Origin of the sequence: Leclercia adecarboxylata (assembly GCF_023639785.1) — a bacterium.
In the GTDB taxonomy this organism is placed as follows: Bacteria; Pseudomonadota; Gammaproteobacteria; order Enterobacterales; family Enterobacteriaceae; genus Enterobacter; species Enterobacter adecarboxylatus_D.
The window spans coordinates 2,149,566-2,176,136 of sequence record NZ_CP098325.1 but is presented as its reverse complement, the minus strand read 5'-3'; the positions used below and the strand labels follow the sequence as shown (position 1 = coordinate 2,176,136).

Sequence of the window (26,571 nt, the reverse complement as noted above, 5' to 3'; positions counted from 1 at the left end):
TCTGAAATGGCGTCGATGATGTTCACGGCCTGAATGACGTTGGCGGTGATGATGTTTGCCGATTCGGCCTGCTGTTCTGCGCTATCCGCTCGCACCTTTTCCCGACTGGCTTTGTCGCTGTAATACCAGGCTGACCAGCACGCCCCGCCGAACAGGCAGATGATGAATAAGGCGATCGCGATAAGGTAATGGAGTTTCATCAGAATACTCCCGGGGCTGATGGTGGAGTTCCTGCGTTAAGCGGCCCGGCGCCACCGTTAAACAGCTGCGGCTTTTGCTGCCACTCACAGACTGAGCGTTCTATCTCGCGCCGGGTGATGAGGCCTTTCCACTGCTGCCCGCCAGCATACGTCCAGCGCTGAAGCTCTTTGCAGGCACCAGCTACATCACCAGTATTCAGCTTTTTCAGCAGCGTGGATTTGCCGAATGCGCCAGCGCCCACGTTATATGTGAACGAGTAAAGCGCCGCCCTGGTGGTTTCAGGGATACGAATCTTAATCAGTGGATCGATGGCTGCTGCCACCTTGCGCAGGTCTGACTGCAATAGAGCATCGCATTCCCGGTCGGTATAGCGGTGACCGCGGCGTACGTCAGTTCCAGTGTGCCCATCGCATACAGTCCAGACGCCAACGACATCCTGGTAAGCGTAATAACGTCGCCCTTCCAGCCCATCAGCATTGCCCAGCATTACTGCTGCAATCGTGATAGCTCCCGAGCCGCCAGCGATTGCGGCCACCAGCTTATTCCTCAACGTCGGGTTCATGCCGGCTCCTGTTGCGACGGTTTTCTTCGCGGATTTTGAAATACAAATTTGTCAGGTACGTAAGAACAGCAACTACTATGCCCACCAGCACGCCGATGGCGTTCCACTGCTCAGGGCTGTATGCGTTAAGAATGCCGTTCAACACGCTCCCCGCAGAGGCGCCATAAGCTGCGCCTGTGGTTATTTTGTCCATTCGTAACATCTCTCACCTCCGATAGTTCCGGGGTGCTGTGCGTAGGTAGGATCAGGCTCTCCGGACGAATTAACGACAAGACGAGTGATGGGGGTTCCGGGAGCCTGAAATAGAAAAAGGCCACCAATCGGCAGCCTTTTGAAATGAAAAAAGCCCGGCGGATTGCCGAGACCTGTTAACTACTTATCCTCAAGTTTCTTACTTGAAATCAACCCACTGGTCATTATATAGCCGTTCTCGTGGTCACAGTATGGGCAGACTATTGTTTCTTTTTCTTTACCGCCTGGATAACCACCGCTGTGCTCCCAGTAAATAAATTCTTTCTTGCATTTTTCATTGCTGCAAACCGCATTGCTCATCGCCTTCCCCCTCCCTTTAGTTTCTAAGGTATTTACATATCACGGAGTGGGCGGTAAGCAAAGGGATCTACCAACACAAACAAAAAGCCCAAGGCGTTAACCTCGGGCTCTTTTGTGTGATTCGGTCGACAACCAAAGCTATGGCGACGATATCAGATTTAGTCGAAATATACGTCAATTAGTTCATTTCTGCAATACTTGGTTGGTAATTTGTTGCTTTTTGTTGTGAACGTGATCGCGAAACTTGCTTCAGTGAGCTGGTATCCAAGCGGCAAAACAGCCCTGTCATCTTCTCCCAATGCTCGACATAGTTCTGAGACCAATTGGTTTTGTTCACGCCCACCAGCGCGGCCAGATCCCCATACTGATAAGGGTCACGCCCCGCCAATACCTCCTTCACGTCCTGCGCCGCCAACCAGATTAACGCCTTCAGCCTGTCCATGGTTTTGCCGGCAATCTTCCTGGTGCCCAGTTGCGCCATGAACTCGGCCCAGGCCCATTGGGTAATCGCCACCTGGTTCTCCCAGCGCGTGTTTTCGCTGTAGTTCCATAGCAACCATGCTTTCTGGTGCTCCTCAAGCGACAGGACCGCCCGGCGCCACGATGCGGTGGAGTATTCGACCGGCTGAACCAGAGGGATGTGTGAGCCCTTCGCGTGTGACTGTTTGCCGGGGATCGGAGGGTTATCCAGCGTTATCATCTCCCCAGTCACTTCATCCTTCACGCGCGGCTTCTTCCGCTTAAAGGTCTTCGTTTCAAACTGGGCGTTCTCCAGCCAGGCCATCAACTGCCCTTTCGTCGCCCCGCTCAGATCTGCGGTCGCAACGATGAGCTGCTGGCGTACAAATTCCAGGTATTGAGTGTTCACGCTGCAGCTCCTGCAATCTGGTAGATGCGAATAAAGTTTCGAAGAATGCGGTAGTCCACCAGCACCGTACCCGGGCGGCGATAAATGCGGAGGCGCAGCCAGCGCATGCGAAGCGATTCAATCAGTTCTGGTTTCATGCGGCCACCTGCTGCTTAAGTTCTTTGAGTTTTGCGCGATACTCGTCGCGGATCCGGATGAAGTCATCGCGGCGGTAATTGGTCATTTCGTGAGGTCCATTCAGCCAGTCGACATACTCCTGCCCGTAACGAGCGATCAGCCCGTCTTCGTAGTTCTTAGCCACAGTCGCCTCTTTGGCTGTGTACTTACCGGAGCCGGCATTGCAGGACTTGCATTGCTTATGCGCGTTGCGCTCTTCAAATCGCAACTCAGGGTTAGCGCCTACCGTTTTGAAGTGACCGCAATCCCACTGGCCGCCGTGCAGATCGGGAGGATTGGTCTCTCCACAGCTGATGCATGGCAAATCAGCATCACGCGCGCGGATGAAGGCGTTGAATGCTTGCTGAGCCTGTGCCTTGTAGTAACCCGCAGGCCGTAGTTCTGCCAGTCGCTCCTTGCGGCGCTGGCGCCCCGCCTTCTCCTCTTCGCGCTGGCGTTTCTTCTCAGCACGCAGAGCCTCGGCCCGATTCTTCGCGGTCTGCGCTTTGGCAACGGCGGTGGCGCACTCGTAGCAGCAGACCACCTGCCCGTTGCGCACCGGGTGAAACCACTGGCGGCACGATTTATTGATGCATTTTTTGCGAGGTAGTTTAGCCATGCTCACCTCCACGCCTTTTGGAGGTATGTCCGCGGCGTGGGCTCGAGGTACGTAACCTCCTGCCGCTCTACGCTGACGGTCCAGGTGAGGTAATCAGGATTGAGGCTGCGCTTAACAACTACGCCGCGGCGCTGGTACTGCCGCTGAAGTTCATCGGCCTGCTCAGTTGTGCACTCGGTGTAGTGGAACCATGATTTCGCCATCTGGTCAGCCCCCGAAGCTCAGCAGCTGCGCAGCGGCGTTCTCGGCCTCGCGCTGGTCCCTGAATGCCCGTGACAGAATCCAGCGCCACAGTACATCGAGCGCGGCCCTGTAGAGTTGCTGAAACTCGGTCTCGTCCATATTGGCGAAGGCGATGCTGCGGGGATGTTTCCGGAGGGTTCCGTCAGGCAGCTGGATGGTGTCATAGTGGCCGGATTCGATGGTCACCCAAGCGCGGTAGGCGTCGAAGGATTTGCACAGGCTGATGCCATTGGTGATGCGGCGGCTGCCCACCTGCTCGAGATACTGCTCAGCAGCGTCCAGCAGTGCAGCTTCGCTACCACCGATCGAGGCCAGGAACTTCGCATAGCCGGTCACCAGCTTGCGTTCGTTGGATGAGATAGCACCGCCGGTTGGCTCCCAGTATTCGAAGCCGAGGTTTAGCAGAGCGAAGAAGCGACGATGAAAGGCCGGGTTACGGACCTGTTTAAAGTCGGCCACCAGCACGGCGCCGAGCTTACATTTTGAATGCAGAAAATCGCTGGTCTCGGGCGTGGCCGGGATCAGGATTCCTGATGACTGCTTGATGAGTTGTAACTGCGCCATGGTGTTCTCCGTGGCGCATCAGGTCAACGGGTGTTCAGTCCGTTGATATCATAATATCAGAGGGTTGCTTGACGTGGTAGCCGAGACGGCGAAGAAAACGAGTTCCGGACGAGAGATTGAAGATCCCTTCATCCTCCAGCAGCGGGCGGCATGATACAAGCCCATTTCGGGTATAAACGAGACATCGGCTTTCGAACGGCATAGAACCAATAACCTTGCCGTCTGAACGCCTGATAATGTCATACCAGTCACCCTGCGCCTTACTCTCTCTCACATCAACCCCCTCACTTTGCTATCCACAAATACCCTCTCCCGGCGGGGAGAACTCCACTCCACAGAGCCAAAATTACAAATGACGCAAATTTCCTAATAGGTTCGCCGGAAGAAAAATTCATTTTTCTCTGTAGCATCTAAACCATACAACAAAATACTGTATGCATAAACAGTATTTATTCGTTTCGCTTAAGTATGCACATGAAATACATGTCTGTGCAAGTCCATTCATCTGATTGATTTGAATAAATTTTGTTGATACTTACCTTTAAAAACTGACCGTTATTTTTAACACTTCCGCGCGGCAGAAACTGCTGGAGTAAATATCTGATTAGAAGACCCTGAGCAGCGTATAACCGTATGCGGGCCAGCCTCTGAGGGTATATTGCGGCGGTGACGTATCCTGTCAGGTTGGTAATTTGTTGCCGCGCCACGGTTATTAACTGATCGATTTCATAGATCAATATTCTGATATCGATCGGTATTATCGATCAGGTGTCGCATGGACCCTGAGCCGACAAGATTTGAAGCAGAACAAGCTTGAGCTCATGGAGGAGAGGCTGAGCGAAGGGCGAAAAAAAACCTCCCGCAAAGGAGGTTTTTAGCTTCCGTGTAACATCACCTGCCCGGCCAGCTTAACAATCGTTCTCATTAAAGTGACGAGAGCAATAGTCATACCTCCGAGTGTTCTTATAGCCGTATCACTCAATTCAACAATGCCCAGTCCCAGCAAAGCAAACAGTGCAAAACTTATTATGGTGGTTAAGCAAAAGACACAGGTAACGGAAACATATACAAGTTTGGGGATAAATCCCCAAGTTTTTTTACGCATATAACGTCCCCATTATATGCGCAGGGGTACCGCCGGGCGTTCAAATCCGACGGCGGTGATATTATGACTTATTGGTTATGTGGAATCAAACTGTGCAAGAAGGCCCCTTTGTAGAGGGCGTTCCTGTCGATATGGGGATTCCCATATCGCTTTAATGGTCTGTTCATGGCCTGACGGAACTAAATTCCTACTAAAAATGGGGATTGAAACAATTAGTTACCTTTGTAAAATTATACGACACGCCTATGGAAGGTACAGCAACTACATCAGCCTCAGTGCTACATGGAACTACATAATAACTAAAAAAATTCGCGCGTTAGTAAACGGTTTCCTTCATTAAAGGTGTTGTTATGTCTCAAGAGCCCACTGCAGGCCAATTTTTTTGGGGTATTATTCTTTTTGTTATCACTGCAATTCCTCTAGGATGTATCGGAGTTGCTATGCTGGTGATGGCGCAAGGGATAGAGCGTTGGTCTGGTCTTGTTTTCTTAGCTATTGCTTTTGGCATTAGCCAGGGCATCTGGAAAAAGCTGTCTGGAAAATAACTAAGAATCCACAGAATAAAGCAGGATTATTATCCTGCTTTTTTTTGCGCGCTATGTAGCCAACCTTCTGCATTAGTCCTTCACAAAAATTATCCAGTGGGTCTTGTCATTCTTCCCGGTGCGCTGGCCGATGATTGGCTTAACGTCTGTAAGCGCCAGAATCTGGCTAACCGGGATCTGCGTTTCGTTCCATTTGAAGATGAGAACGCCGTGTGGCCGCAAGACCCGGAACGCCTCAGCAAACCCGGCGCGCAGATCGTCGCGCCAGCTGTCTTTGTTCAGCCTCCCGTATTTCTTACCCATCCAGGCATCGTCACCAACGCGTTCAAGATGTGGCGGGTCGAACACCACCACAGGGAAAGTGTTCTCAGCGAACGGAAGCGCACGGAAGTCGGCGATCACATCCGGACTGATGACCAGATGGCGTCCATCACAAAGGGTGTGCTCCTCGGCGCGGATGTCGCTGAATACGGCGCGCTTATCCTGCTTATCGAACCAGAACATGCGAGAACCGCAGCACATGTCCAAAATAGTAAGCTCGGACATATCCCTCATCCCCATGTAACGCCAGCGGCGGCCAGTTTGCGGCAGTGTGAAATAACCTGGGCGCGGCTTGCATCACCCAAGCGCCACGGCGAGTAAAACGGCGATTCATCAACCTTGATGCCCGGCTCCCAACCTACAGCGTCATGAGCCTTACCAATCCCGTCCCAATTCGTTGTGTTAGCAATCAGCACCTCATGCAGCGCGTAGAATGTATCTCGATAATCTTGCTCACCGGTCTAATAATCCGGTGCATCCCATACAACCCACACGTCGTAATAAACGGTACCGTGCAGGCAATGAATACGATCACCCTCAAAACTCAAATCGTCATCAGTAAAGGTCTTTGGCATTAACTTCAACAGCAAGTCTTTTGCAGATTTAGTAAATTTTTTCTCAATACGAGCTTTGGTGTTCGTGCGTCTGCTCATTGGGCTGCTCCCTGGCGAAGTAACGCATCATGAAGAGCCTTTGCGCCGACTTCTCGCTGAGCTGCTTCTTCGTAGCTAATGCCGTTCGTCTCCATGATGCAGTCCCTGTCGAGATACTCGGAGCATTCATCCAGCGCTTTGCGGATACCCCGCTGCTGCATGGCCGCCAGCGCGTCCCGCTGCTTCGTAATCTCGCGCAGCGCAGCTGTTGTGCAGTCCAGCCGTTCGGCCAGGCGAGAAACAATCTTCGCGATATCCATGATCGGCGTGTCGCTGCTCATCGCTTTGGCAAAATGATGACCAACGGCCACCAGCTCTTTGTTGTTCAGTGAATCACTCATGGGATGCTCCTCGGTGCGTATAACGTTCCATGTCAAAGTCGATAACTGCGCGCTGGTCGCGGAAGACGCCGCTGCGACCGTGGCGGATAAGCTGGCCCTGCTCTATGGCAGCCCGGATGTATTTCTCGGCGGTGGTGCGATGCAGGCCGAACATGGCGGCGACCTCGTTGGTCGTTGCGCGGCCATGCGTTTTCACCAGCTCGATAATCCAGGCGATGAACAGGGAGCGTTCTTTACGAGTTTTGGGCCTTGGCATGATTCGCCTCCTCCACCAGCTGGTTAACGAGATTTTTGTGGCGGCCAACAACCCGGACCTCATCACGCAGTTTCTCCAGGCTCGCCAGTTTGTTTCTGGTGCGGCGGATTTCTCGGGAAATAACCTGGGCCGTCGGGATCACCTGCCCTGCAACATGCCGTTCGGTGAACGCGGGTATCTCGCTGACGAACTGCTCCAGCGGCTTATCGGCATCGGTTAACACGGGAACTGCAGGCGCTGCAGGTACCGGCTCAGGTTTAGCTGGCACCGACGGCAGTGACCAGGTTACGCCCTTGCCCTGCCCGTTCTTCACAACGACACCCTGGCGCTCGAGCGCGCGCATTGCCGAGGTCATCCCACGCCCGTTGCGATTAACTGCCAGAGCCAACGACGCTGTATCCATGGCGCCGTTCTTCGCCAGCAGCGCCTTGATTACTTCAGGGTCAACGGGATCAGGCGCTACGCCATGAAGTACTGGTTTAGCCGCTGGCGCCAGCGCAGTGCGTTTCGCACCAGTCACTTTGCCAATGAACCAGCCGCCATCGGAAAAATCACACAGCCCCTGATCGCGCTGTTCGCGCAGCATGTTCAGAGCGTCAACAGGTTCGATATCCAGACGGGCTGCCACTTCGCGGTACGTTGCCCTGCCCATCTTTTCCAGTGCTTGAGTTACTGTTTCCATCGTTTTGCCTTCCGAAAATTATTTAACAGAGCGCAGGTGCGACACGTTCCCGCGATAGCTTGCCCAGTCGAAGTTGACCCAGATACCCGAGTCCATCCGCAGACGATCGATGACCCGTGCGCCCAGGGTGGCCACCAGTTCGTCGTAATTCAGGTTGCTCAGGATGCCTACTGGCTTCATGGCGGATAGGCGGCGGTCGATTACCTGGTTGATGATCACCTTCTCACCGCTCGAGCCGCGCTGAATCCCTACCTCGTCCAGTACCAGCAGATCGACGTTGCACAGGTCATTCAGAAGTGACGATTCGGACTGGCCGTCGTCGTAGCATTCGCGCACACGGAGCATCAGGTCAGGGATGGTCACCACCAGAACGGAGTGGCCAGCGGCCAGCAGGTAGTTACCGATCGCCGCCGCCAGGTGGTTCTTTCCGGTCCCCGGCGCGCCGCTGAATACGAAGCTTGCGAATCCGCCGCCACCAAAGTTCTGCGCGTAGCTCTTGGCCATGCTGTACGCCTGGCGCTGCTCCTGGCTGGACACCTGGTAATTTGCGAACGAGCAGCTGCGGTGCAGAGCCTGGATGCCGGCACGACCAAAAATCTTCTCCGAGCGCGCACGCTGATTCTGCTTGTCGATCTCCTCAGAACGCTTGCGGCCCTCAGCTTCCTGCCAGGCCTGCCACTCTTCGACGCTGTTAAATTTCGGCTGCACGCTGGCCGGGATGAACTTCTTCAGGCGCTCAAGCGCACTGCCAGTTCCGATGACGCTCTTCATTTTGCCCCCCTGAAACCCGCTGGAATTTTTTTGTCCGGCTGGGAAATGTGATTAACATCCCGGCCCGCATTGCGGCTACTCAGTCCGAATTTCGGCTTAAACAGTCCCTGGTACCCGTTGGCGATACTGGCGTTGATTACGGCTACCGGATCGTGACCTTCGTCCAGACACTGTTTCAGCAGGCCGAACGCCTTGGTGACAGTCAGTTCGGTTTTAATGGCTTTGCCAGATTGCTGACGATAGGCAACCCACTCACCCCATGACGACGCATCCAGCCATTCAGGAACCGGGATACTCAACGGGTCAAACTTCACCTTCCCCCTTGGGGGATTAGAGGGGGTTAGATCTGTATTTATATTTGTCTTTGGAAGAATGTCTTTGGTGTTCCCTGTTTTCAGGGATCCCTTTCCCTGTTTTTGGGGATGGTTATCCCCGTTTTCAGGGATGGTTGAAGGGGTAAAATTGCCATCCCTGAATTCAGGGATGGTGATAACCCATGTGACAACTTCAGCAGCAGGGAAAGCCGCTGGACACTTCATACAATTCGGCTTGGCGTAAGCCCATTTATCCAGGTGGGTATTAATCCCTATGTATCTGGTTTGCCCAATCCGGCGCAGGATGATGATGTTCCGGTAAGCCAGGCTCAGAACGGCTTCAGAAACATGCTTCACCTTCAGCGTCGTTTTGTCTGCGATGAGGCTATTGGCGATCCGGTCAGATTTTTTCGACCAGCCATACGTCAGCCGAACGATGGCATTCAGAACACGGAATTCCCGACCCGATAGCTCGACGATACACAGGGCATCCTGAATCTGGTTGGCTAAACGCAAATAGCCGTTTTCCAGTTCAGCCATGCGGCTCTCCTGTTTCCCCTGCTGCGCGGGGAATTTGTATATTTCAGCGGTATTTGACATACTTATCTCCGCAATTGACTGACGTTTGTTGCACCAGAAAGCCGTTGGTGTTCGAGCACCGCGGCTTTCGCCTTTTTGATACCTGCCATCACATTACCCCCGGAACCATCGTCGCCAGGCTCGCCAGAACCGGGCCGAGGGAATCAGTCGGCAGAAAACGCAGTAATGCTTCTGCTGCTTCCCGGACCTCTTTCTCCAGTCGCTGAATTGGCTGACCAAGTAACTTCGCCTGCTGCGCTTCGCCACACTCTTTGATGGCATCTGCGATTAGCTCTTCATTGGTTTTGCCGGTCACCAGGCCGAACTCGCGCGCTACTGCTTCGTTATCGCGAGCCATCACCGCCACGATCGCCGGAGTCAGCATCACCAGGTACTTGTCATACTTCGGCCCGGTGTTATTAATCATCCGGAAGAAGTTAACTTTGGTGCCATGCACCGAACCGGCCAGTAGCAGGCCACGACCACCACTGGCAAACCACTCTTTCGCAACCAGCTGCGAGATGTAGTTTTGCGCATCGCCGGGCGTTGCCCTGTTCCAGGCTTTTACAGCCTCCCGGATGTTCGAGAGTTTGCACGATTGGCGCGGAAGCTCTTGATATTTCGATGTCACCCGGCTTGGGGCCGGGCTGCTATCATGGTTAAAAATTCGTGTTTGCATTGCCAGTTCTCCTACTTTGGTAAACCGTCAGTGGGATTTGGGTAAAGATCAGGGCGCAGTTCGTGGGGAGTCACACCGGTGGCTGCGTGGATTTGAAGGACCCGATCAGCAGGCACCACGCCCTGGTACCGGTTTTTCCAGCGGCTGACTGACATCGGCTTGATGCCCAGCATGGTTGCGAGATTTGTTGCAGTACCTGCAGACTTAATGGCTTTTGTTAACCCGTTCATCGTTGTCTCCGATTTGAATACAATCAAATTAAGCCTGAGACTTAATTTATTGTCAAGTCTGAGGCGAATTTTCAAGTTTAAGCAAAAGGCTTATTCTTCTAACCATGAAAGAGAAAACCGTACTTAATCCGACACTTGTCGAGCGCCTTTCAGAGCTGAATGGGCGCGGCATGACCAAATCTGATATGGCCCGGGTTGCTGGGGTAACTCCGCAGTCAGTAAACGGCTGGTTCAAGAAAGGTGTGATCAGTAAGAAATCAGCCTTAGCGGTTGCTGACGCAGCTGGCGTTTCGGTGCCTTGGCTGCTCGGTGAAGATGTCGGAGAGAAAGACGGACTCAAGCCTGACGAACAGCGCCTGCTGGAGCTCTACCGTCAGTTGCCTGAAGAAGAGCAGCAGAACATGCTCCGCATCTTCGCGATCCGCCTGAAAGAACTGGATGAACTGTATGAGAAGTACATGAAGGGGCGGATTCGGTCGCAAGAGAACTGAGTTGAAAATACAGCATCGACTTGGTCGCTAAAGCAGATAACAGTCGTGGTTTGTTATTTTTTGGAAAAAAACAGTAAATACAGTCACTTGACAGACACGGCTTTTTTGACCCTGCATGACAAAATTGCTTTATCACTTTGGAGAGGACATAATCAAGCTATAACCTCTTTGGAGAATTTGTCATGATTCGCAGACTACTGAAACAAGTCACTGAACAACCATCTAAGGTGGGCGTCGATGATTTGCAAAAAATTCAGGATGATATCGAGTCTGCGCAAAAGAAAATTGCTGAAGAAAGAAAAAAAATCAAAGAGGAACATTTTGATGGCTCAAGACTCACAAAGCATAGATTCACTATTTGATTATTTTTATTATGACAAGGAGCGTGTTAGTGCATTAACAGCGCAACTTTATCCCTCTGGTGTATTAAATTCAGTTAAACAGACCTCCTCCGAATCTGAAAATGGCCTAAATGAGTTGAAGGCAGGCATACCTCTCTTAGGGGGACGTTCTAGCGCATCAGAAGCATATTCACGCACCCAAGAAAGGACTTTTGATTCTTCATGGAGCATGCCATTAAATCTATTAAATAAACTGTCAGAAACTGGGATAGTTAAAACAAGTCTCAATGATGCTAAACTAGGTGATCTGGTTTTAATCAAAGGCATGATGAAAATATTCGATGCTCAGATGGTTCATCTTTGTATGCCTATTGTTAAGAAAATAAAGTTAAACGAAATAAAAAAAGAAAGAAACGCTCAGGCTAAGGCGTTATTAAAAAATGAAATTGCCAATCTCGATAATGCAGAAGAATTGGTAAAAATACTACCTCCAACCACTCATATTGATTTTGCTGATTCGTGTGGAAACCAGAGCTGGATGTCTGTTGAACCCTCAAATTTGACAACAACATTAAGTGATGTTTCGTTAAAGTATGGTCCTTTCATTCCTGGTGAATGGTATATTCTTTGCATTGTCGATGCTTATGCTGACGATCTCAAGCTTGATAATCCTGATGCACCATATCCTACAGCGACCAATGAATTAAAACAGGGTATGCAAGGCATGTTGAACATGATGCGAAGCATAATGGGCAGGCCCTTTGGTTCATTCGGTATAACACCTCTTATTATTTTTCGAGGGGTTGCACATAGTCAATAATAGACTCATAAAATTCCACCCGGCCACTGCGCCGGGTTTTTTATATCCCTTTACTTACCAGCTCCGCCGCCTTATCAAACACCTCATCCTGAACACCATCGCCCTTCTGTCTCCCCAGCCTCACCAGTTCGTCAATGATGCTCGCCCGGTTAATGGTTTTTTGAGCTGATACCAGGCCAATAACTGCAGCGCCAATCGCCAAGCCAACCAACCCAGTCTGTTCGTCTTTGTTCTTCATCGTTCCGCTCCGTTGTACCCTCAGAAAGATTAGCACCACCAGAATCGAACTAAAACTGAGCGTGTTTAGCGACAAACTGCCACTAAACAGAGTGAGTTTGCGCTCTATTTCTACATCAAACATCACGATTAAGCTTCAAACTTACAAATTAACTTCGCTCTAGGCTTGACACAATTTAAGCCGCAGACTTAATATAATCCCACCAAGACGCACCACGAACCACCCAGGCATGGAGCCCACTAAGTAGCCGCCGACGGCATACGAATAGTCGGATGAGGTGGAGTGATTAACGCGCATCAGGTTCAAGTTACGTTCCGCCAGCCTGGCGACAAAGGCAAAGAGGTATACATGGCTAAGTTGAGATTTACCGTCGTGATCTCCGGCAGTGGTGGATATCGCACATATCAGGTGAAAGCGAATGATTGGAAAGAGGCAGACCAGATTGCCACGACCATCTATCGCTGCGAACGACCGGATGAGCCGGAATATGAAATTGGCACCGCTGCCGTAATAGCAGGCTGGCCAAAGGTCTGGTAAGGGGGAGGTATGACTGATTTCGCACGTAAACCAGTACGGCAGCAGGCCGTAAAACTGAGTTCTCTTGGGGCGTTTATTCGCCGCATCTGTTACCTGCTGGCGCAGAAGGGGAATCCTGATGTGTGACTCGAAAGAATGCGCGTACTGCCGCAAACCAATCGAGCAAGGGAAAGAAGTTAAAAACGTTTTGCTCTTCATCCGCGGCACCCAGCTGGCGCGCGAAGAACGTGATTACTGTTCTGTGCGTTGCGCTTCGTACGACCAGATGGCCCACGAAGCCTAACGTAAAACCCGCGCAAGGCGGGGTCTACGTCCGGTGCCACCGACCAAAGTTACACCGGAAAACTACTCAAAACCAAAAACACACCCAATGGGCGCAATCTCTGGCCCGGGGATCTTACATCCAAAAATGAGGATCTGACATGGAATTTTTCTACCTGGTTAAGGCCACTCAGAAGTCAGGGAAGCCTGACGCTGTAGTGTGGCTCTCCGCCAACACCCAATCACGAGCTGCGTTGCAGCTGGATGTCGCGCTGGAAGATGCAGGCATCGAAACTGGCCGTGGTAAAGACTACGCCAAGCCAGTACGCACCGACATTCCAGTTATTAACGATCTGCCTGAAGAAGGTGTCGTCTGCTTCGAGTTCTGTAAGCGCTACACCCTGGCCGACGACCAGCGCACCTGGAACGTGATCCCTGGTAGCAATAACCCTGACACAGGTGCAACAGAAGATCAGCACGGCGCTGATGCCTTAAGCCAACTGCGTGCGAATTTTGTAACCCCGCGCCACACTTTGCCTTCAGTTTCCAGCGAAGCAGATATCTCTGAGACTGCAAAACCCCTATATGAGTATGGCCTGAAGATCAGCGAGCACGATGATGGTGGTGCCCACTACCCCGTCTGCAAAATGCCATTCCGCAAACAGTTGCTGTCCCAACTGACAGCAAGCGAACTGCGCCATCACATCAGCCGCAAAGAACACGCGGAAATCCATGTGATGGAAATGGACACGGATAACGGATATGTCCAGAACCTGCTCCTGGCCGCCGAGAATTCTCCAGAAGTTAAGGCTTATGACACCAAAGACCTGTGGCGTTACACGAAAGCGATCCGAGAAGTCTTCAGCATGGAAAAAAGCCATGAACTGGCTTTGCTTTTGCAGTTCACAAAGGCCTGGGTAGCCACCCCATATATCGACCGCGGGATCCTGACGCGTGAATGGGCCGCCGGCAATCGCATTAACCTCGTACAACGCACTGACGCAGGCACCAATGCCGACGGCGGATATGTAACTGACCGTGGCGAAGGCGCACACCACACCCTGGACACCCTCGATCTGGAAATCGCCTGCGCCCTGCTGCCGATGGATTTCCATCCCTTTGAAATTCCTTCCAGTATTTTGCGCCGCGCCAAAGAGATTGTCGCGACCAAAGAAGAACCATGGAAATCGTGGAGCAAAATTCTGCGCAATCAGCCAGGAGTTCTGGCAGTTAACCGCGCGGCCATCTTCAACCTGGTGCGCATCGCGCCGGAGAATATCCACCTGACGCCGGCTGCGCATCTGGAGTTCGTTAACCAGACGATGACGGCTGATTTCAATGCTGCAACTGAGCTGCTGCCACTCCCGATCGCACAACCAGAACCTGAAATTGAAAGCCAATTTATTGATGGGCAGCTGGCGGCCGACCGCGGCGAATTTGTCGAAGGCGTCAGCGACCCAGCCGATCCGAAGTGGGTTAAAGAAGACCTGACCACTACCAGCCAGCCGCATGTCGCAAACCTCGGTGGCGGGATGTTCTCCATCGAGGGTCTGATGAACGAAAAACAACCACAAACAGATGACCGTTCACCGGTTACAGAGGAGACCACCAGCGATGTGCAGATGGAAGAGACTGACCCGGCGGAAGGAGAAGCTGGTAACCCGGTTCAACCAGGCGAAAGCACTAATGCAGCTGATCCGCAAACAAATGCCCTGATCCCGGCTGAGGTACTTGCCGCCGCGGCGCCGGAGCTGGCGAACGCCACGCAGCCGGAAGTAACCATCGAAACGCCGGAATACCCTGCCTACTTCGAACCGGGCCGCTATGTGAGCCTGCCGAATAACGTTTATCACGCAGCGAACGGGATCAGCAGCACCCAAGTGAAAGACGCGCGCGTCAGCCTGATGTACTTCAACGCGCGCCACGTCGCCAAGACCATCCCGCGCGAAGGTTCCAAAGTGCTGGATATGGGAAACCTGGTTCATGCGCTGGCACTGCAGCCAGAAAACCTCGACGAAGAGTTCAGCGTGGAGCCGGTGATCCCAGAGGGGGCATTCACTACTGCGGCGACCCTGCGCGCCTTTATCGACGAGCACAATGCCAGCCTGCCGGCACTGCTGAGCGCTGACGATATCAAAGCGCTGCTGGAAGAGCACAACGCCACCCTGCCCGCGCAGGTGCCGATGGGCGGCAGCCTCGAAGAAACAGCGCAGAGCTATATGACGCTGCCAGCTGAGTTTCAGCGTATCGAGGCAGACCAGAAGCAGGCTGCTGCCGCGATGAAGGCCTGCATCAAAGAGTACAACGCCATCCTGCCCGCGCAGGTGAAAACCAGCGGCAGCCGCGACGCGCTGCTGGAGCAGCTGGCGATCATCAATCCTGACCTGGTGGCGCAGGAAGCGCAGAAACCGGCACCGCTGAAAGTGTCCGGCACCAAAGCGGAGATGATCCAGGCGGTGAAGTCTGTGAAGCCGGATGCGGTATTTGCTGACGAACTGCTGGACGCCTGGCGCGAGAACCCGGGCGACAAGATTCTAGTGACCCAACAGCAGATGCAAACGGCGCTGGCCATTCAGAAAGCGCTGCATGAGCACCCGACCGCCGGGAAACTGCTGCTGCACCCTGATCGCGCTGTTGAGACGAGCTATTTCGGTATCGACGAAGAGACCGGGCTGGAAATCCGCGTGCGCCCGGATCTGGAAATCGACATCGACGGCGTGCGGGTCGGCGCCGACCTGAAAACCATCAGCATGTGGAACGTGAAGCAGTCCGGCCTGCGCGCCCGCCTGCATCGGGAAATCATCGACCGCGATTATCACCTCAGCGCGGCCATGTATATGCAGACCGCTGCACTGGACCAGTTCTTCTGGATTTTCGTCAACAAAGACGAAGGTTATCACTGGATCGCCATCGTCGAGGCCAGCGAGGAGCTGATTGAGCTTGGCATGCTGGAGTATCGCCAGGCGATGAACCGCATCGCTAACGCGTTCGACACTGGCGAGTGGCCAGCGCCGATCACCGAAGACTACACCGACGAACTGAACGACTTCGACCTGCGCCGCCTTGAAGCGCTGCGTACTCAGGCATAAGGGGAATGACGATGGAAAACATGAATATCGTAACTGCGGAGCAGCAGGCTCCAAACACTATCTCTGCCAGCAACGCCATCTTCAATGTGCAGGCATTAACCCAACTGCAGGCCGTTGCCGGTTTGATGGCTCAGGCCGCCGTAACGGTCCCTGAACATCTTCGCGGTAACCCAGCCGACTGCATGGCCATCATTATGCAGGCCATGCAGTGGGGCATGAACCCGTACGCGGTGGCGCAGAAAACGCACCTGGTCAACGGCGTGTTGGGCTACGAGGCGCAACTGGTAAACGCAGTAATCTCCAGCTCTAACGCCATTGTGGGCCGCTTCCACTATGAGTACGAGGGCGACTGGTCGAAATGCGCCAGCAGCCGCGAAGAGATCGTGAAGAAGCCGGCAAAAGGCGGTGGTACGTACGACAAGAAAGAAATGGTTCGAGGCTGGACCAGTGCTGACGAACAGGGTCTGTCGGTTCGTGTGGGTGCCGTTATTCGTGGCGAGAGCGAGATCACCTGGGGCGAACCGGTGTTCCTCTCCAGTGTGATTACGCGTAACTCTCCGCTGTGGATTTCAAATCCGAAACAGCAGATCGCTTACCTGGCTCTCAAATACTGGGCGCGCCTTTACTGCCCTGCGGTCGTCCTCGGTGTGTACACCCCGGATGAAGTTGAGCAGCGCACCGAGAAGGAAATCAACCCGGCCCCCGCCCAGCGCGTGAGCCTGTCTGATATCAAAAGTGACAGCGTAACAACAACGCACAGCGCGCAGGAATCGGCCGCCAACATCGATGGTCTGGCCGATGATTTCCGGGATCGCATTGAAGCGGCGCAGGACGTGGATAACGCCAAAGCAGTACGGGCCGACATCGAAAGCGCCAAGAACACCCTTGGCTCAGCCCTGTATACCGAGCTGAAAAACAAGGCCGTGAAGCGTTACCACCTGGTTGATGCGTATAACCGGGTCGAGGCGGCGATCAACTCCCTGCCGCAATCCGGCGAACCGGATGGTGCCGAGCGCTTCGAGGAAGTCGAGCGCGTACTGGCGGCGGCCAAACGTCACTTGGGCGATGACCTGCACGATAAGTTCAGCATCACCCTGGCAGATATGAAACCGGAATACGTGGCCTAAGGGAGGCGGGAGGGTTCGCCCTCCCGATAGAAAAATTATGCGATTAATAAACCGCAGCACACAGTCACCGCTGACGCGCCAAGCATGCGACATCGCCCTGGCAGCCCATCAGGAACGCTATGGCAACTACGGGCGCAGCCGGATGAAAGAAACATACACGGTGCGGGTGGAGGGAGTGAAGGTCTGGGTGGAGGTGGTGAACCGCAAGGCGAGCTACGTGGCCACGGCGATGACCGGCATGCGCCGCCTGCGATCCTTACCCGGGCAGGCTGCCTGATATTGAAATATCACCCTATCGGGCTTTGATTGCTCATATTAATCAACTGGAGGTTTTCATGGGACAGCTCGTTAGCCTGGAGGACTGGGCTTCCGGTCCAAACGGCTTTAAGCAACCACCATCCAGAGCGTCGCTGCACAGGATTGCAAAAACAGGACAAACAATTCCAAGGGCGCTGAAACAAGGTCGGCGGTGGGTTATTGATGAAGAGGCCAAATTCATTGGTTTACTCGCCTCGCCGGTTCTACCACCACGCATGCCGAAAGCGGTGAAGACGCTTATGGAGCGAGTAATTAATGGCAGCCAGACCACGTAATCACAGGGTTGATATCCCAAATCTCTACTGCAAGCTGGATAAGCGCAACAGCAAAACCTACTGGCAATACCGGCACCCTTTAACCGGTCAATTTATCGGTTTTGGTACAGATCAGGAGGCGGCCAGACTGGCCGCCACTGAGTTGAATCGACTGCTGGCGCAGCAGGAAGCTGCGCAGTCGTTCGCCCTGATCGATATGGTCAACCACAAGAAGGTTAACTCAAAGAAATCGATAAGAATGCGCGTATGGATCGAACGGTATTTGAAAATTCAGGAGGAGCGGCTTAGTAATAAGGAGATAAAAAATAATACGCTTAAATCCAGAAGGACCTGCACCAACGTGCTGGCTGAAAGGATGCCTGACATTGGCATTCAGGAGGTCACCACCAAAATGCTGGCGTCCATTACCGACGAATATAAAGCCAGAGGCAAAGCGCGGATGGCGCAAACGCTCAGGAGTGTCTGGATTGATCTGTTCAGAGAAGCGCAGCACGCAGGTGAAGTTGAGCCGGGATATAACCCGGCGTTGGCCACAAGAAAAGTCACTGTCCGGGTGACCCGTTCTCGACTGAACCTGGAAATGTGGAAAGTGATATTTGAAACGGCCGGCAATATGGCGCCCTACGTCCAAAACTCCATGCTTCTGGCGGTGGTCACCGGGCAACGCCGCGGTGATATCGCCAAGATGAAGTTCTCGGATGTCTGGGACGGCTATCTCCATATTGAGCAGCAAAAGACGGGGGTGAAACTGGCTATACCTCTCTCGCTACGGTGCGAGATGTTGGATATCACCCTGGCGCAGGTGATTAAGCGATGTAGAGACCGGGTCGTGAGCCCTTGGCTTCTTCATCATGTGACATCAAGCGGTAATGTGAAGGCGGGCGATCAGATTGGCGAGAACAGCCTTAGCGTCTCCTTCAAACTCGCGATCGACAGCACGGGCATTTCCGTAGATGACGGGAAAACAATGCCTACGTTTCACGAGCAGCGCTCTCTATCCGAGCGTCTGTATGAGGAACAAGGCATCAACACCCAGCAGCTACTGGGTCACTCATCAGACAGGATGACTGCGCAGTATCATAACGATCGCGGACTCGACTGGGTGAAAGTGAAGGTGTAGCTACGTGAATAATTGGGCCGTATCCCCCTGCAAATTTCGCAGAATTTAAGGATTCATTTTGGGGAGGAATTTTGGAGGAGTTTTGGGGAAGAAAAAACGGACAAAAAACCGGGCATCGCGCCCGGTTCTGTTTCCAGCCTGAAAAAACCTTACGCGCTCAACCCGCGATTCACCAGCATCGGTTCAATCTGCGGATCGTGCCCGCGCCACTGGCGATAAAGTTCAGCTAAATCAGTACTATTCCCGCGCGACAAAATCGCCTCGCGGAATTTCTGTCCGTTTTCGCGGGTTAATCCGCCCTCTTCCACGAACCACTGATAGCCGTCGTCGGCCAGCATTTGCGTCCACAGATAGGCGTAATAACCCGCCGCGTAGCCGCCCCCGAAGATATGGGCGAAGTAACTGCTGCGGTAGCGCGGCGGTACGGCAGGGAGATCCAGTTGCTCACGTTTCAGCGCTGCGGTTTCAAACGCCTCGACGTCTGCGGGCGCCTCGCTGACGGCAATTCCGTGCCAGTTCATATCCAGCAGCGCGGCGCTGAGCAGCTCGGTCATGTCGTAGCCTTTATTAAACTGGGTGGCGCTGAGCATTTTCTCGCGCAGGGCGTCGGGCATCGGCTCCCCGGTCTGATAGTGGCGGGCATAGTGGGCAAAGACATCGGGATGGCTGGCCCAGTGTTCGTTAATTTGCGACGGGAATTCGACAAAATCGCGCGGCGTGTTGGTGCCGGAGAGCGTGGCGTAACGCTGGCTGGCAAACAGGCCGTGCAGGGTATGGCCAAACTCATGGAACACGGTGATGACATCATCCCAGGAGATCAGCGCCGGCTGGCCTTCCGCGGGTTTTTGATAGTTGCAGACGTTATAAATAACCGGACGCGTCCCGAACTCAGTGGATTGCTCGACAAAGTTGCCCATCCACGCCCCGCCGCCTTTTGAGTCGCGTGCGAAGAAGTCACCGTAAAACAGCGCCATCCCCTCCCCGTTGTGATCGAAGATCTCCCAGACGCGCACGTCAGGATGGTAGACCGGAATGTCATTGCGCTCGGCAAAGGTAATGCCAAAGAGCTGGGTCGCCGCCCAGAAAACGCCGTCGGTCAGGACGCTGTTGAGGGCAAAATAGGGTTTAACCTGTGCCTCATCCAGGGCGTACTTCGCCAGACGCACGCGCTCGGCGTAGTACGACCAGTCCCAGGCCTGCACCTGGAAATGTCCCTGCTCGTCATCGATCACTTTCTGAATGTCCGCCTGCTCCTGCAGGGCGCGGCCCCGTGCGGCCGGAACGATACCGCGCATAAACTGCAGCGCGGCATCGGGGGTTTTGGCCATCTGATCGGCGATTTTCCAGCTGGCGTAGTTGCTGTAGCCCAGCAGTTCCGCCTGACGGGCGCGCAATGCCACCAGCCGGGCGACCACCTCCCGGGTGTCGTTAGCATCGTTTTTTTGCGTGCGCAGCCAGCCCGCCTTGAAGAGATTTTCCCTGACCTTACGGTCGCGCAGTTGTTGCAGCGCCGGTTGCTGGGTGGTGTTCAACAGGGGAATAAGCCAGCGGTCGTTGAGCCCCTTATCCGCCGCAGCCTGGGCTGCCGACGCCTGTTCCGCCTGGCTCAGGCCATCCAGCTGGTGCAGAAAATCCACCACCAGCCCGCCCGCTTTGTCAGCGGCCAGCAGGCGCTGGTTAAACTGGCTGATCAGGGTGGCGGCTTCGGTATTAAGCGCTTTCAGCGCCTGCTTTTCCGCTTCGCCCAGCCGGGCACCGGCCAGAATAAAGCGCTGGTGCAGCTCCTCAATCAGGCGCAGAGACTCAGCGTCCGGCGCCAGCGCCTGCCGATCGTTGTAGAGGGCATCCACGCGCGCAAAGAGCGCGTCATTCAGCCAGATATCGTTAGCCAGCGCCGCCAGCTCGGTTGAAATCGCCTCTTCCAGCTGCTGCAGATAGTCATTGGTGTGCGCCGAGGTCATGGCGAAGAAGACGCTGCTTACCCGGCCAAGCAGTTCGCCGCTTTTCTCCAGCGCCAGCACGGTATTGGCGAAATCGGGGGCAGCCGCAGACCCGGCAATCGCCGCGATCTCGTCGCGTTTCTGGCGAATAGCCTCGTCGAAGGCCGGACGGTAATCTTCGTCGCGGATCAGATCAAAATGCGGCGCCTGGTACGGCAGCGTGCTGCCTGCAAAAAAAGGATTGGTGCCAGACATATCAGACTCCTGAATAGGGTGAATCTCCCCAGAGTAGGCCAGCCCGACATGCGCTGCAATCCTTCTCGTCTTCAGGGCATAAAAAGTCACCTTACCCTGCGTCAGATCGCATGCTATGGTAGTACAACACAAAAAGCGTTGAGGAACAGTGAGATGATAATTTTAGTTACCGGAGCGACTGCGGGTTTTGGTGAAAGCATCACGCGTCGTTTTGTTGCCAACGGACATAAAGTGATTGCTACCGGCCGTCGTCAGGAGCGTCTGCAGGAGCTGAAAGATGCGCTCGGCGACAGCATTCTGACCGCGCAGCTGGACGTGCGTAACCGCGCATCCATTGAAGAGATGATTGCCAACCTGCCTGCCGAATGGCGTGACATCGACGTGCTGGTTAACAACGCCGGGCTGGCGCTGGGGCTTGAGCCTGCGCACAAAGCCAGCGTCGAAGACTGGGAAACGATGATTGACACCAACAACAAAGGCCTGGTCTACATGACCCGCGCCGTGTTGCCTGGCATGGTCGAGCGCAACCGCGGTCACGTGATCAACATCGGCTCCACTGCCGGTAGCTGGCCGTATGCAGGCGGCAACGTCTATGGCGCGACCAAAGCCTTTGTGCGCCAGTTCAGCCTGAACCTGCGCACCGACCTGCACGGTACCGCCATCCGGGTGACGGATATTGAGCCGGGTCTGGTTGGCGGCACAGAGTTCTCCAACGTCCGCTTTAAAGGCGATGACGACAAAGCAGGTAAAACCTACGAGAACACCACCGCCCTGACGCCGGAAGACGTTACCGAAGCCGTCTGGTGGGTAGCGACCCTGCCGAAACACGTCAACATCAATACCGTTGAAATGATGCCGGTTACGCAGAGTTTTGCTGGCCTGAGCGTCCACCGCGGATGATTTTTCCCCGCCCGGCCTGCTGGCCGGGTATGGGCTAGCGGGCAAAAGAATGGTAGTATTTCCTGGTTAACTCTCTGAGAAATCACATCGAATGGCCGCTGAATCGCAACTTAATCCGACCCAACCCGTTAATCAGCAAATTTATCGTATTTTGCGCAGCGACATCGTGCATTGTCTGATCCCACCGGGTACCCCACTTTCTGAAAAAGAGGTGTCGGTCCGCTTTGACGTCTCCCGCCAGCCGGTTCGCGAAGCCTTTATCAAGCTTGCCGAAAATGGCCTGATCCAGATCCGCCCCCAGCGCGGCAGCTACGTCAATAAGATCTCACTCAGCCAGGTGCAAAACGGCTGTTTTGTCCGTCAGGCCATCGAGTGTGCCGTGGTCCGTCGGGCGGCAAGTCTGGTCGACGACAATCAGTGCTATCACCTTGAGCAGAATCTGCATCAACAGCGCATCGCCATTGAACGTAAACAGCTGAATGATTTCTTCCTGCTTGACGACGAATTTCACCAGAAGCTGGCGCAAATTGCCGGTTGTCAGCTGGCGTGGGATACCATCGAGAACATCAAGGCGACCATGGATCGGGTGCGTTATATGAGTCTTGACCACGTTTCACCGCCGGAGATGCTGCTGCGTCAGCATCTGGATATTTTCCACGCCCTGGAAAAACGCGACGCCGATGCGGTTGAAAAAGCGATGACCCTGCATTTGCAGGAAATTGGCGAGTCGGTACAGTTAATTCGTCAGGAAAACAGCGACTGGTTTAGCGAAGAGTAAAACTTCCGCATCCCGTCGTTTATCCGGGATGCGGCAAACAGGTTTGTTAGCGCACCACTAATACCGGAATTTTAGCATAGCGTAATACCGATTCCGCATTTGAACCCAGCAGATGGGTAGTTACGCCAGGCTTTTTCGAACCGATAACAATAATATCGAATTTACCCTCAGTCCCCATCGCGATGATTTCATCGCGCACGCTGCCAAAACGCACTTCGGTATGCATTCTCTCCGGCGGTACATCAAAGAGCCGTTTTAATTCGTTCATCTTTTTCCTGGACTCTTCGGTCATATAGGTTTCGAACTTAATGATATCCGAAGAGAAGCCCCGGAGCAGTGCGCGACTGTTGACTGGAAGAACATTTAACAGCGTGATTTCAGCGTTATCCGCCCTCGCCAGAAACGCGGCATGACGCACAGCCTTATCACTTAAATCCATTTCAAATACATCGACAGGCATCAATATTTTTTTATACATAGCCTTTCTCCTTATATCGATAACTTGCTTGTTAACGATATTAAGAGTGGCATGATGTCATGAAACGAACCTTAAACGACTCGGTCAGGAAATAAGCGTCAGAAGTAAAGAAGTGTTTAGACTATGCCGCCGCGAACGGCGGCATAAAAGGAGATTAAATATCTGCGGCGTATTGTGCCACTGTGGCTTTCGCCCCGTCTTTTAATAATGCCGCGTAGGCGTTCATGACGGCATCAACAAATACGCGGTCCTGAGGTAACTCTTTACCGAAAATAGTGTCAATTCCCAGCAGGGCTTTGACGCGGTCTTCACCTTCCGCACTGCCTTTAACCGCTGCCTGAATGACCGGCAGCAGCGGGTCGCACACCTCAATGGTTTCACCCTGCTCATCCACTCCACCGACATAACGCATCCAGCCCGCAACGCCCAGCGCCAGCAGCGGGAACGGCTTCTGATGCACCCGGTGCCAGCGCACGGAGTCCAGCATACGCTGCGGCAGCTTCTGGCTGCCGTCCATGGCGATCTGCCAGGTGCGGTGGCGCAGGGCCGGGTTGCTGTAACGTTCGATCAGCAGATCGGCGTAACGCCCGAGGTCCACGCCGGTGACTTTCAGGGTTGGAGCCTGCTCGTTGAGCATCAGTGCGCGGGCGGCGCGCTTGTAATTTGCATCCTCCATGCAGTCGTTAATGTGCTGATAGCCCGCCAGATAGCCCAGATAGGCCAGGAAGGAGTGGCTGCCGTTCAGCATGCGCAGCTTCATCTCTTCGAACGGAATAACGTCGGCCACCAGCTCGGCCCCGGCTTTCTCCCACGCCGGACGACCCGCAACAAAGTTATCTTCAATCACCCACTGGCGGAACGGTTCACAGGCCACACCTGCCGGATCGCGCACGCCGGTGATCTGCTCGATTTTGTTCAGGGTATCGGCAGTGACGGCAGGCACAATACGGTCGACCATGGTCGACGGGAACGTAACGTGCGTTTCGATCCACTCCGCCAGCTCAGCGCTCACCGCGCGGGCATAGGCACAGGTGACGTTGCGCATTACGTGGCCGTTTTCCGGCATGTTGTCGCAGGACATCACGGTAAAGGCCGGCAGTCCGGCATTTTTACGTCGGGCCAGGGCTTCTACCACCACGCCCACAGCGGAAACCGGCTGGTGCGGATTTTGCAGATCGGCGGCGATCAGCGGATGATCGAGCATCAACTCTCCGGTGGCCGGGGCGTGGCAGTATCCTTTTTCGGTGATGGTTAACGAGACGATCGCCACCTGCGGTTCGCACATGGCCGCCAGCACCGCTTCCAGCCCATCAACCTGGGCATGCAGCGCTTTTTTGACCACGCCAACAACCCGCGCCGTCCAGGCATCGGCAGACATTTCAGCCACGGTGAAGAGATTATCCTGCGCCTTGAGATCCGCGATCTGCTGCTCGCCGCCAATCAGATTGACCTCGCAGTAGCCCCAGTCGCTGCCGTGCCCGGCGGCCAGAATATCGGCATAGACCGCCTGGTGCGCGCGATGAAAGGCTCCGAACCCCAGATGCACGATGCGTGTCTGCAGGTTGTCGCGGTTGTATTGAGGAAGCGTGGCTTGCGCATGTAATAACGGATTTTTCATGATTGTACTCGTTAATGTGATTAAGCGATGGATCCGGGCCGGTCTGCTTCACCCTGCCCGGCCAACTAACCCAACTAGAATGGTAGATAAAATAAATATTTCTCTGCCGTTAACCATACTGATTGTTGGTACGTCGATATTGATTTACGTTAACTTTTCACCATCTGGTGTGACATCAATTAAAAGTTGTGTGACAGCATTCGATAAAAACCTCAAGGCTATAAACCAATGATGTGAGGAGATGGCGGGAAACTCATTAGTGCGCTTTTGAAAGGTGAAAAGACTCCCCTGCTTTTACAGGGGAGTCCTGAGATATCAGGAGATGGCGCGATGCTTACCGTTAATCCCCAGCGCAGCAGATTTGTCGTCTGCGGCGTCTTCCAGCGTGCTGAGGTCGCGGTCACACACTTCAGGCATCAGCAGGGCTGAGATCAGGCCGATGCAGGAGTAGACAATCACCATCGCGACAATGGGCCACCAGGAACCGGTCATGTTGCAGAAGATACCCGCCAGCACCGGACCAAAGCCCACCGCCACAAGACCGCCCGCCTCTTTCGAAATGGCCATCCGGGTAAAGCGGTTACGGGAGCCAAACATCTCTGCCATGGTGATGTTTTCCAGGGCAAACAGGCCAAGTACCGCAAAGTTATGAATCACGATAATCGAGGCCATGATGACGCCAGGGCTGTACGACTTATCGACAATAATCGATATCATCGGGTAGGCCAGAATAATGGCCGAAATGCTCAGCAGAATATAAGGCAGACGACGGCCAAATTTATCGGACAACCAGCCCAGCAGCGGAATAGTAATAAACCCGAGAATAGAGCTGATCATTAAGGCGTCGGTCGGAATCGCTTTATCAAACATCAGGCTCTGCACCAGATAACCCGCAAGGAAGGTCTGGATCAGGCCTGAGTTACCCGCCTGGCCGAAACGCAGGCCGGTGGCAAGCCAGAACGATTTGCTCTTCAGCATTGCGCCCAGGGTGTTTTCCTGTGCAACCGCCTGCACCGGCGCATCTTCCGCAACCTGCTCAAAGACCGGGCTCTCTTTCAGGTTCATACGCAGCCAGATGGCAAAGATCATCACCACCACGCTCGCGAGGAACGGCACACGCCAGCCCCAGGCAATCAGCTCTTCACGGTCGAGGGCAAAGAACATCACCGCCCAAATCGCCGTGGCGCTCAGGGTGCCGCAGTTGGTGCCCATCGCCACCAGGGAAGAGATGATGCCGCGTTTCCCTTTCGGCGCGTATTCCGCCAGCATGGTGCCTGCACCGGAGATCTCCGCGCCTGCCCCCAGCCCCTGGATAATTCGCAGGGTCACCAGCAGCACCGGGGCGAAAATACCAATCTGTGCATAGGTTGGCAGCACGCCGATGAGGGTGGTACAGATCCCCATCATGGTGATGGTGATAAACAGCACCTTCTTACGGCCCACGCGGTCGCCCATTTTGCCGAAAATAAAGGCGCCGACGATACGGGCTATATAGCCCGCGCCATAGGTGCCCATCGCCAGAATTAGCGCCATCGCCGCGGATTGCTCCGGGAAGAAGATCTCATGGAAAACTAACGCCGCGCCCAGGGAATAAAGCTGGAAGTCCATGAACTCTAACGCAGTGCCGAGCCACCCTGACACGGCGGCTTTGATCAGATCTGATGTTGATCTTTCATGTTGTACTTGAGTCATATTAGCTATCTCAACAGGGTAAGATGCGTACCGCTAAACCGCATTCAGAATT

Annotated in this window: 36 protein-coding genes; 13 read left to right on the top strand and 23 right to left on the bottom strand. The window is 54.0% G+C overall.

Annotated features, from left to right (window positions below; all coding sequences use genetic code 11):
* Positions 1 to 199 precede the first annotated feature (199 nt).
* The 9 genes from NB069_RS10455 to NB069_RS10415 all read right to left on the bottom strand — a co-directional run bounded on the left by NB069_RS10455 (position 200) and on the right by NB069_RS10415 (position 4,870).
* Positions 200 to 763 carry a lysozyme gene (locus NB069_RS10455; RefSeq protein WP_250589282.1) on the bottom strand — a complete coding sequence of 188 codons (564 nt, stop codon included), beginning with the start codon at positions 761 to 763 and terminating at the stop codon, positions 200 to 202.
* Positions 741 to 965 (bottom strand): class II holin family protein, encoded by a 225-nt coding sequence (locus NB069_RS10450; protein ID WP_250589281.1) that lies wholly within the window; start codon positions 963 to 965, stop codon positions 741 to 743. Before NB069_RS10450 ends, NB069_RS10455 begins: the two co-directional genes overlap by 23 nt.
* Positions 966 to 1,135: 170 nt before the next feature.
* Positions 1,136 to 1,315 carry a hypothetical protein gene (locus NB069_RS10445; RefSeq protein ID WP_250589280.1) on the bottom strand — a complete coding sequence of 60 codons (180 nt, stop codon included), beginning with the start codon at positions 1,313 to 1,315 and terminating at the stop codon, positions 1,136 to 1,138.
* Positions 1,316 to 1,493: 178 nt separating this feature from the next.
* Positions 1,494 to 2,183, bottom strand: coding sequence for a bacteriophage antitermination protein Q (locus NB069_RS10440; RefSeq protein WP_250589279.1), 690 nt, complete (start codon positions 2,181 to 2,183; stop codon positions 1,494 to 1,496).
* Positions 2,180 to 2,320 carry a YlcG family protein gene (locus NB069_RS10435; RefSeq protein WP_057107415.1) on the bottom strand — a complete coding sequence of 47 codons (141 nt, stop codon included), beginning with the start codon at positions 2,318 to 2,320 and terminating at the stop codon, positions 2,180 to 2,182. The genes NB069_RS10440 and NB069_RS10435 overlap by 4 nt, the downstream gene beginning before the upstream one ends.
* A complete protein-coding gene (locus NB069_RS10430) occupies positions 2,317 to 2,958 on the bottom strand; it encodes a recombination protein NinG (RefSeq protein WP_250589278.1) in 642 nt (213 codons plus the stop codon). Before NB069_RS10430 ends, NB069_RS10435 begins: the two co-directional genes overlap by 4 nt.
* A gap of 2 nt (positions 2,959 to 2,960) precedes the next feature.
* Positions 2,961 to 3,161 carry a hypothetical protein gene (locus tag NB069_RS10425; RefSeq protein ID WP_250589277.1) on the bottom strand — a complete coding sequence of 67 codons (201 nt, stop codon included), beginning with the start codon at positions 3,159 to 3,161 and terminating at the stop codon, positions 2,961 to 2,963.
* 4 nt (positions 3,162 to 3,165) lie between these two features.
* On the bottom strand, positions 3,166 to 3,765 hold the full coding sequence (locus tag NB069_RS10420) for a DUF1367 family protein (RefSeq protein WP_250589276.1): 600 nt from the start codon (positions 3,763 to 3,765) through the stop codon (positions 3,166 to 3,168).
* Positions 3,766 to 4,639: 874 nt separating this feature from the next.
* Positions 4,640 to 4,870 (bottom strand): hypothetical protein, encoded by a 231-nt coding sequence (locus tag NB069_RS10415; RefSeq protein WP_250589275.1) that lies wholly within the window; start codon positions 4,868 to 4,870, stop codon positions 4,640 to 4,642.
* Positions 4,871 to 5,220: 350 nt separating this feature from the next.
* Between NB069_RS10415 and NB069_RS10410 the strand changes: the two genes are divergently transcribed.
* Positions 5,221 to 5,415: a hypothetical protein gene (locus tag NB069_RS10410; RefSeq protein WP_032651382.1), complete on the top strand. Its 195-nt coding sequence runs from the start codon at positions 5,221 to 5,223 to the stop codon at positions 5,413 to 5,415.
* 72 nt (positions 5,416 to 5,487) lie between these two features.
* Here NB069_RS10410 and NB069_RS10405 read toward each other — a convergent pair whose 3' ends face one another.
* The 9 genes from NB069_RS10405 to NB069_RS10365 form a co-directional block, all read right to left on the bottom strand.
* Positions 5,488 to 5,961, bottom strand: a complete 474-nt coding sequence (locus NB069_RS10405) for a class I SAM-dependent methyltransferase (protein ID WP_250589274.1) — start codon at positions 5,959 to 5,961, stop codon at positions 5,488 to 5,490.
* A 236-nt stretch (positions 5,962 to 6,197) separates the two neighbouring features.
* Positions 6,198 to 6,389, bottom strand: coding sequence for a hypothetical protein (locus NB069_RS10400; protein ID WP_250589273.1), 192 nt, complete (start codon positions 6,387 to 6,389; stop codon positions 6,198 to 6,200).
* Positions 6,386 to 6,730, bottom strand: coding sequence for a hypothetical protein (locus NB069_RS10395; protein WP_250589272.1), 345 nt, complete (start codon positions 6,728 to 6,730; stop codon positions 6,386 to 6,388). Before NB069_RS10395 ends, NB069_RS10400 begins: the two co-directional genes overlap by 4 nt.
* Positions 6,723 to 6,986: a DUF977 family protein gene (locus NB069_RS10390; protein WP_250589271.1), complete on the bottom strand. Its 264-nt coding sequence runs from the start codon at positions 6,984 to 6,986 to the stop codon at positions 6,723 to 6,725. The genes NB069_RS10395 and NB069_RS10390 overlap by 8 nt, the downstream gene beginning before the upstream one ends.
* A complete protein-coding gene (locus tag NB069_RS10385; RefSeq protein WP_250589270.1) occupies positions 6,964 to 7,668 on the bottom strand; it encodes a DUF1627 domain-containing protein in 705 nt (234 codons plus the stop codon). Before NB069_RS10385 ends, NB069_RS10390 begins: the two co-directional genes overlap by 23 nt.
* 18 nt (positions 7,669 to 7,686) lie before the next feature.
* Positions 7,687 to 8,439: an ATP-binding protein gene (locus NB069_RS10380; protein WP_250589269.1), complete on the bottom strand. Its 753-nt coding sequence runs from the start codon at positions 8,437 to 8,439 to the stop codon at positions 7,687 to 7,689.
* Entirely contained in the window at positions 8,436 to 9,359 is a 924-nt protein-coding gene (locus tag NB069_RS10375; RefSeq protein WP_250589489.1) for a replication protein, read from the bottom strand. The genes NB069_RS10380 and NB069_RS10375 overlap by 4 nt, the downstream gene beginning before the upstream one ends.
* 82 nt (positions 9,360 to 9,441) lie before the next feature.
* On the bottom strand, positions 9,442 to 10,011 hold the full coding sequence (locus tag NB069_RS10370; protein WP_250589268.1) for a toxin YdaT family protein: 570 nt from the start codon (positions 10,009 to 10,011) through the stop codon (positions 9,442 to 9,444).
* Between the two features lie 11 nt (positions 10,012 to 10,022).
* Complete coding sequence (locus tag NB069_RS10365) at positions 10,023 to 10,241, bottom strand: transcriptional regulator (RefSeq protein ID WP_250589267.1); 219 nt, start codon at positions 10,239 to 10,241, stop codon at positions 10,023 to 10,025.
* A 104-nt stretch (positions 10,242 to 10,345) separates the two neighbouring features.
* Between NB069_RS10365 and NB069_RS10360 the strand changes: the two genes are divergently transcribed.
* The 3 genes from NB069_RS10360 to NB069_RS10350 all read left to right on the top strand — a co-directional run bounded on the left by NB069_RS10360 (position 10,346) and on the right by NB069_RS10350 (position 11,893).
* The gene (locus tag NB069_RS10360; protein WP_250589266.1) at positions 10,346 to 10,732 is read left to right on the top strand and encodes a helix-turn-helix domain-containing protein; all 387 of its coding nucleotides are present in this window, start codon (positions 10,346 to 10,348) and stop codon (positions 10,730 to 10,732) included.
* 182 nt (positions 10,733 to 10,914) lie between these two features.
* Complete coding sequence (locus NB069_RS10355; protein WP_250589265.1) at positions 10,915 to 11,094, top strand: hypothetical protein; 180 nt, start codon at positions 10,915 to 10,917, stop codon at positions 11,092 to 11,094.
* The gene (locus tag NB069_RS10350; RefSeq protein WP_250589264.1) at positions 11,057 to 11,893 is read left to right on the top strand and encodes a hypothetical protein; all 837 of its coding nucleotides are present in this window, start codon (positions 11,057 to 11,059) and stop codon (positions 11,891 to 11,893) included. The genes NB069_RS10355 and NB069_RS10350 overlap by 38 nt, the downstream gene beginning before the upstream one ends.
* A 40-nt stretch (positions 11,894 to 11,933) precedes the next feature.
* On the opposite strand, the gene NB069_RS10345 is transcribed toward NB069_RS10350, so the two are convergent.
* On the bottom strand, positions 11,934 to 12,131 hold the full coding sequence (locus tag NB069_RS10345; RefSeq protein WP_250589263.1) for a hypothetical protein: 198 nt from the start codon (positions 12,129 to 12,131) through the stop codon (positions 11,934 to 11,936).
* Between the two features lie 348 nt (positions 12,132 to 12,479).
* Between NB069_RS10345 and NB069_RS10340 the strand changes: the two genes are divergently transcribed.
* The 7 genes from NB069_RS10340 (at position 12,480) to NB069_RS10310 (ending at position 18,858) form a co-directional block, all read left to right on the top strand.
* Entirely contained in the window at positions 12,480 to 12,668 is a 189-nt protein-coding gene (locus tag NB069_RS10340; protein ID WP_250589262.1) for a hypothetical protein, read from the top strand.
* Between the two features lie 118 nt (positions 12,669 to 12,786).
* Entirely contained in the window at positions 12,787 to 12,951 is a 165-nt protein-coding gene (locus tag NB069_RS10335) for a YdaE family protein (protein WP_250589261.1), read from the top strand.
* A 139-nt stretch (positions 12,952 to 13,090) separates the two neighbouring features.
* Complete coding sequence (locus NB069_RS10330; protein ID WP_250589260.1) at positions 13,091 to 16,018, top strand: RecE family exodeoxyribonuclease; 2,928 nt, start codon at positions 13,091 to 13,093, stop codon at positions 16,016 to 16,018.
* Between the two features lie 11 nt (positions 16,019 to 16,029).
* Positions 16,030 to 17,145 (top strand): RecT family recombinase, encoded by a 1,116-nt coding sequence (locus tag NB069_RS10325; protein WP_250589259.1) that lies wholly within the window; start codon positions 16,030 to 16,032, stop codon positions 17,143 to 17,145.
* A gap of 37 nt (positions 17,146 to 17,182) precedes the next feature.
* Complete coding sequence (locus NB069_RS10320; protein WP_250589258.1) at positions 17,183 to 17,422, top strand: DUF4060 family protein; 240 nt, start codon at positions 17,183 to 17,185, stop codon at positions 17,420 to 17,422.
* Positions 17,423 to 17,480: 58 nt separating this feature from the next.
* Complete coding sequence (locus tag NB069_RS10315; protein WP_072140054.1) at positions 17,481 to 17,738, top strand: excisionase; 258 nt, start codon at positions 17,481 to 17,483, stop codon at positions 17,736 to 17,738.
* Positions 17,719 to 18,858 carry a phage integrase Arm DNA-binding domain-containing protein gene (locus tag NB069_RS10310; RefSeq protein ID WP_250589257.1) on the top strand — a complete coding sequence of 380 codons (1,140 nt, stop codon included), beginning with the start codon at positions 17,719 to 17,721 and terminating at the stop codon, positions 18,856 to 18,858. The genes NB069_RS10315 and NB069_RS10310 overlap by 20 nt, the downstream gene beginning before the upstream one ends.
* 149 nt (positions 18,859 to 19,007) lie before the next feature.
* Here the strand turns inward: NB069_RS10310 and dcp are convergent, their stop codons facing one another.
* Complete coding sequence (gene dcp / locus NB069_RS10305) at positions 19,008 to 21,053, bottom strand: peptidyl-dipeptidase Dcp (RefSeq protein ID WP_250589256.1); 2,046 nt, start codon at positions 21,051 to 21,053, stop codon at positions 19,008 to 19,010.
* Positions 21,054 to 21,206: 153 nt separating this feature from the next.
* Between dcp and ydfG the strand changes: the two genes are divergently transcribed.
* Together ydfG and NB069_RS10295 are read left to right on the top strand one after the other, a co-directional pair.
* Positions 21,207 to 21,953: a bifunctional NADP-dependent 3-hydroxy acid dehydrogenase/3-hydroxypropionate dehydrogenase YdfG gene (gene ydfG, locus NB069_RS10300; protein ID WP_250589255.1), complete on the top strand. Its 747-nt coding sequence runs from the start codon at positions 21,207 to 21,209 to the stop codon at positions 21,951 to 21,953.
* Positions 21,954 to 22,044: 91 nt separating this feature from the next.
* Positions 22,045 to 22,731 carry a GntR family transcriptional regulator gene (locus tag NB069_RS10295; RefSeq protein ID WP_250589254.1) on the top strand — a complete coding sequence of 229 codons (687 nt, stop codon included), beginning with the start codon at positions 22,045 to 22,047 and terminating at the stop codon, positions 22,729 to 22,731.
* Between the two features lie 46 nt (positions 22,732 to 22,777).
* On the opposite strand, the gene NB069_RS10290 is transcribed toward NB069_RS10295, so the two are convergent.
* The 3 genes from NB069_RS10290 to NB069_RS10280 form a co-directional block, all read right to left on the bottom strand.
* On the bottom strand, positions 22,778 to 23,209 hold the full coding sequence (locus NB069_RS10290; protein WP_250589253.1) for a universal stress protein: 432 nt from the start codon (positions 23,207 to 23,209) through the stop codon (positions 22,778 to 22,780).
* Between the two features lie 154 nt (positions 23,210 to 23,363).
* The gene (locus NB069_RS10285; protein ID WP_250589252.1) at positions 23,364 to 24,827 is read right to left on the bottom strand and encodes a mannitol dehydrogenase family protein; all 1,464 of its coding nucleotides are present in this window, start codon (positions 24,825 to 24,827) and stop codon (positions 23,364 to 23,366) included.
* Between the two features lie 315 nt (positions 24,828 to 25,142).
* Positions 25,143 to 26,519, bottom strand: a complete 1,377-nt coding sequence (locus tag NB069_RS10280; RefSeq protein WP_250589251.1) for an MFS transporter — start codon at positions 26,517 to 26,519, stop codon at positions 25,143 to 25,145.
* Positions 26,520 to 26,571: the final 52 nt, after the last annotated feature.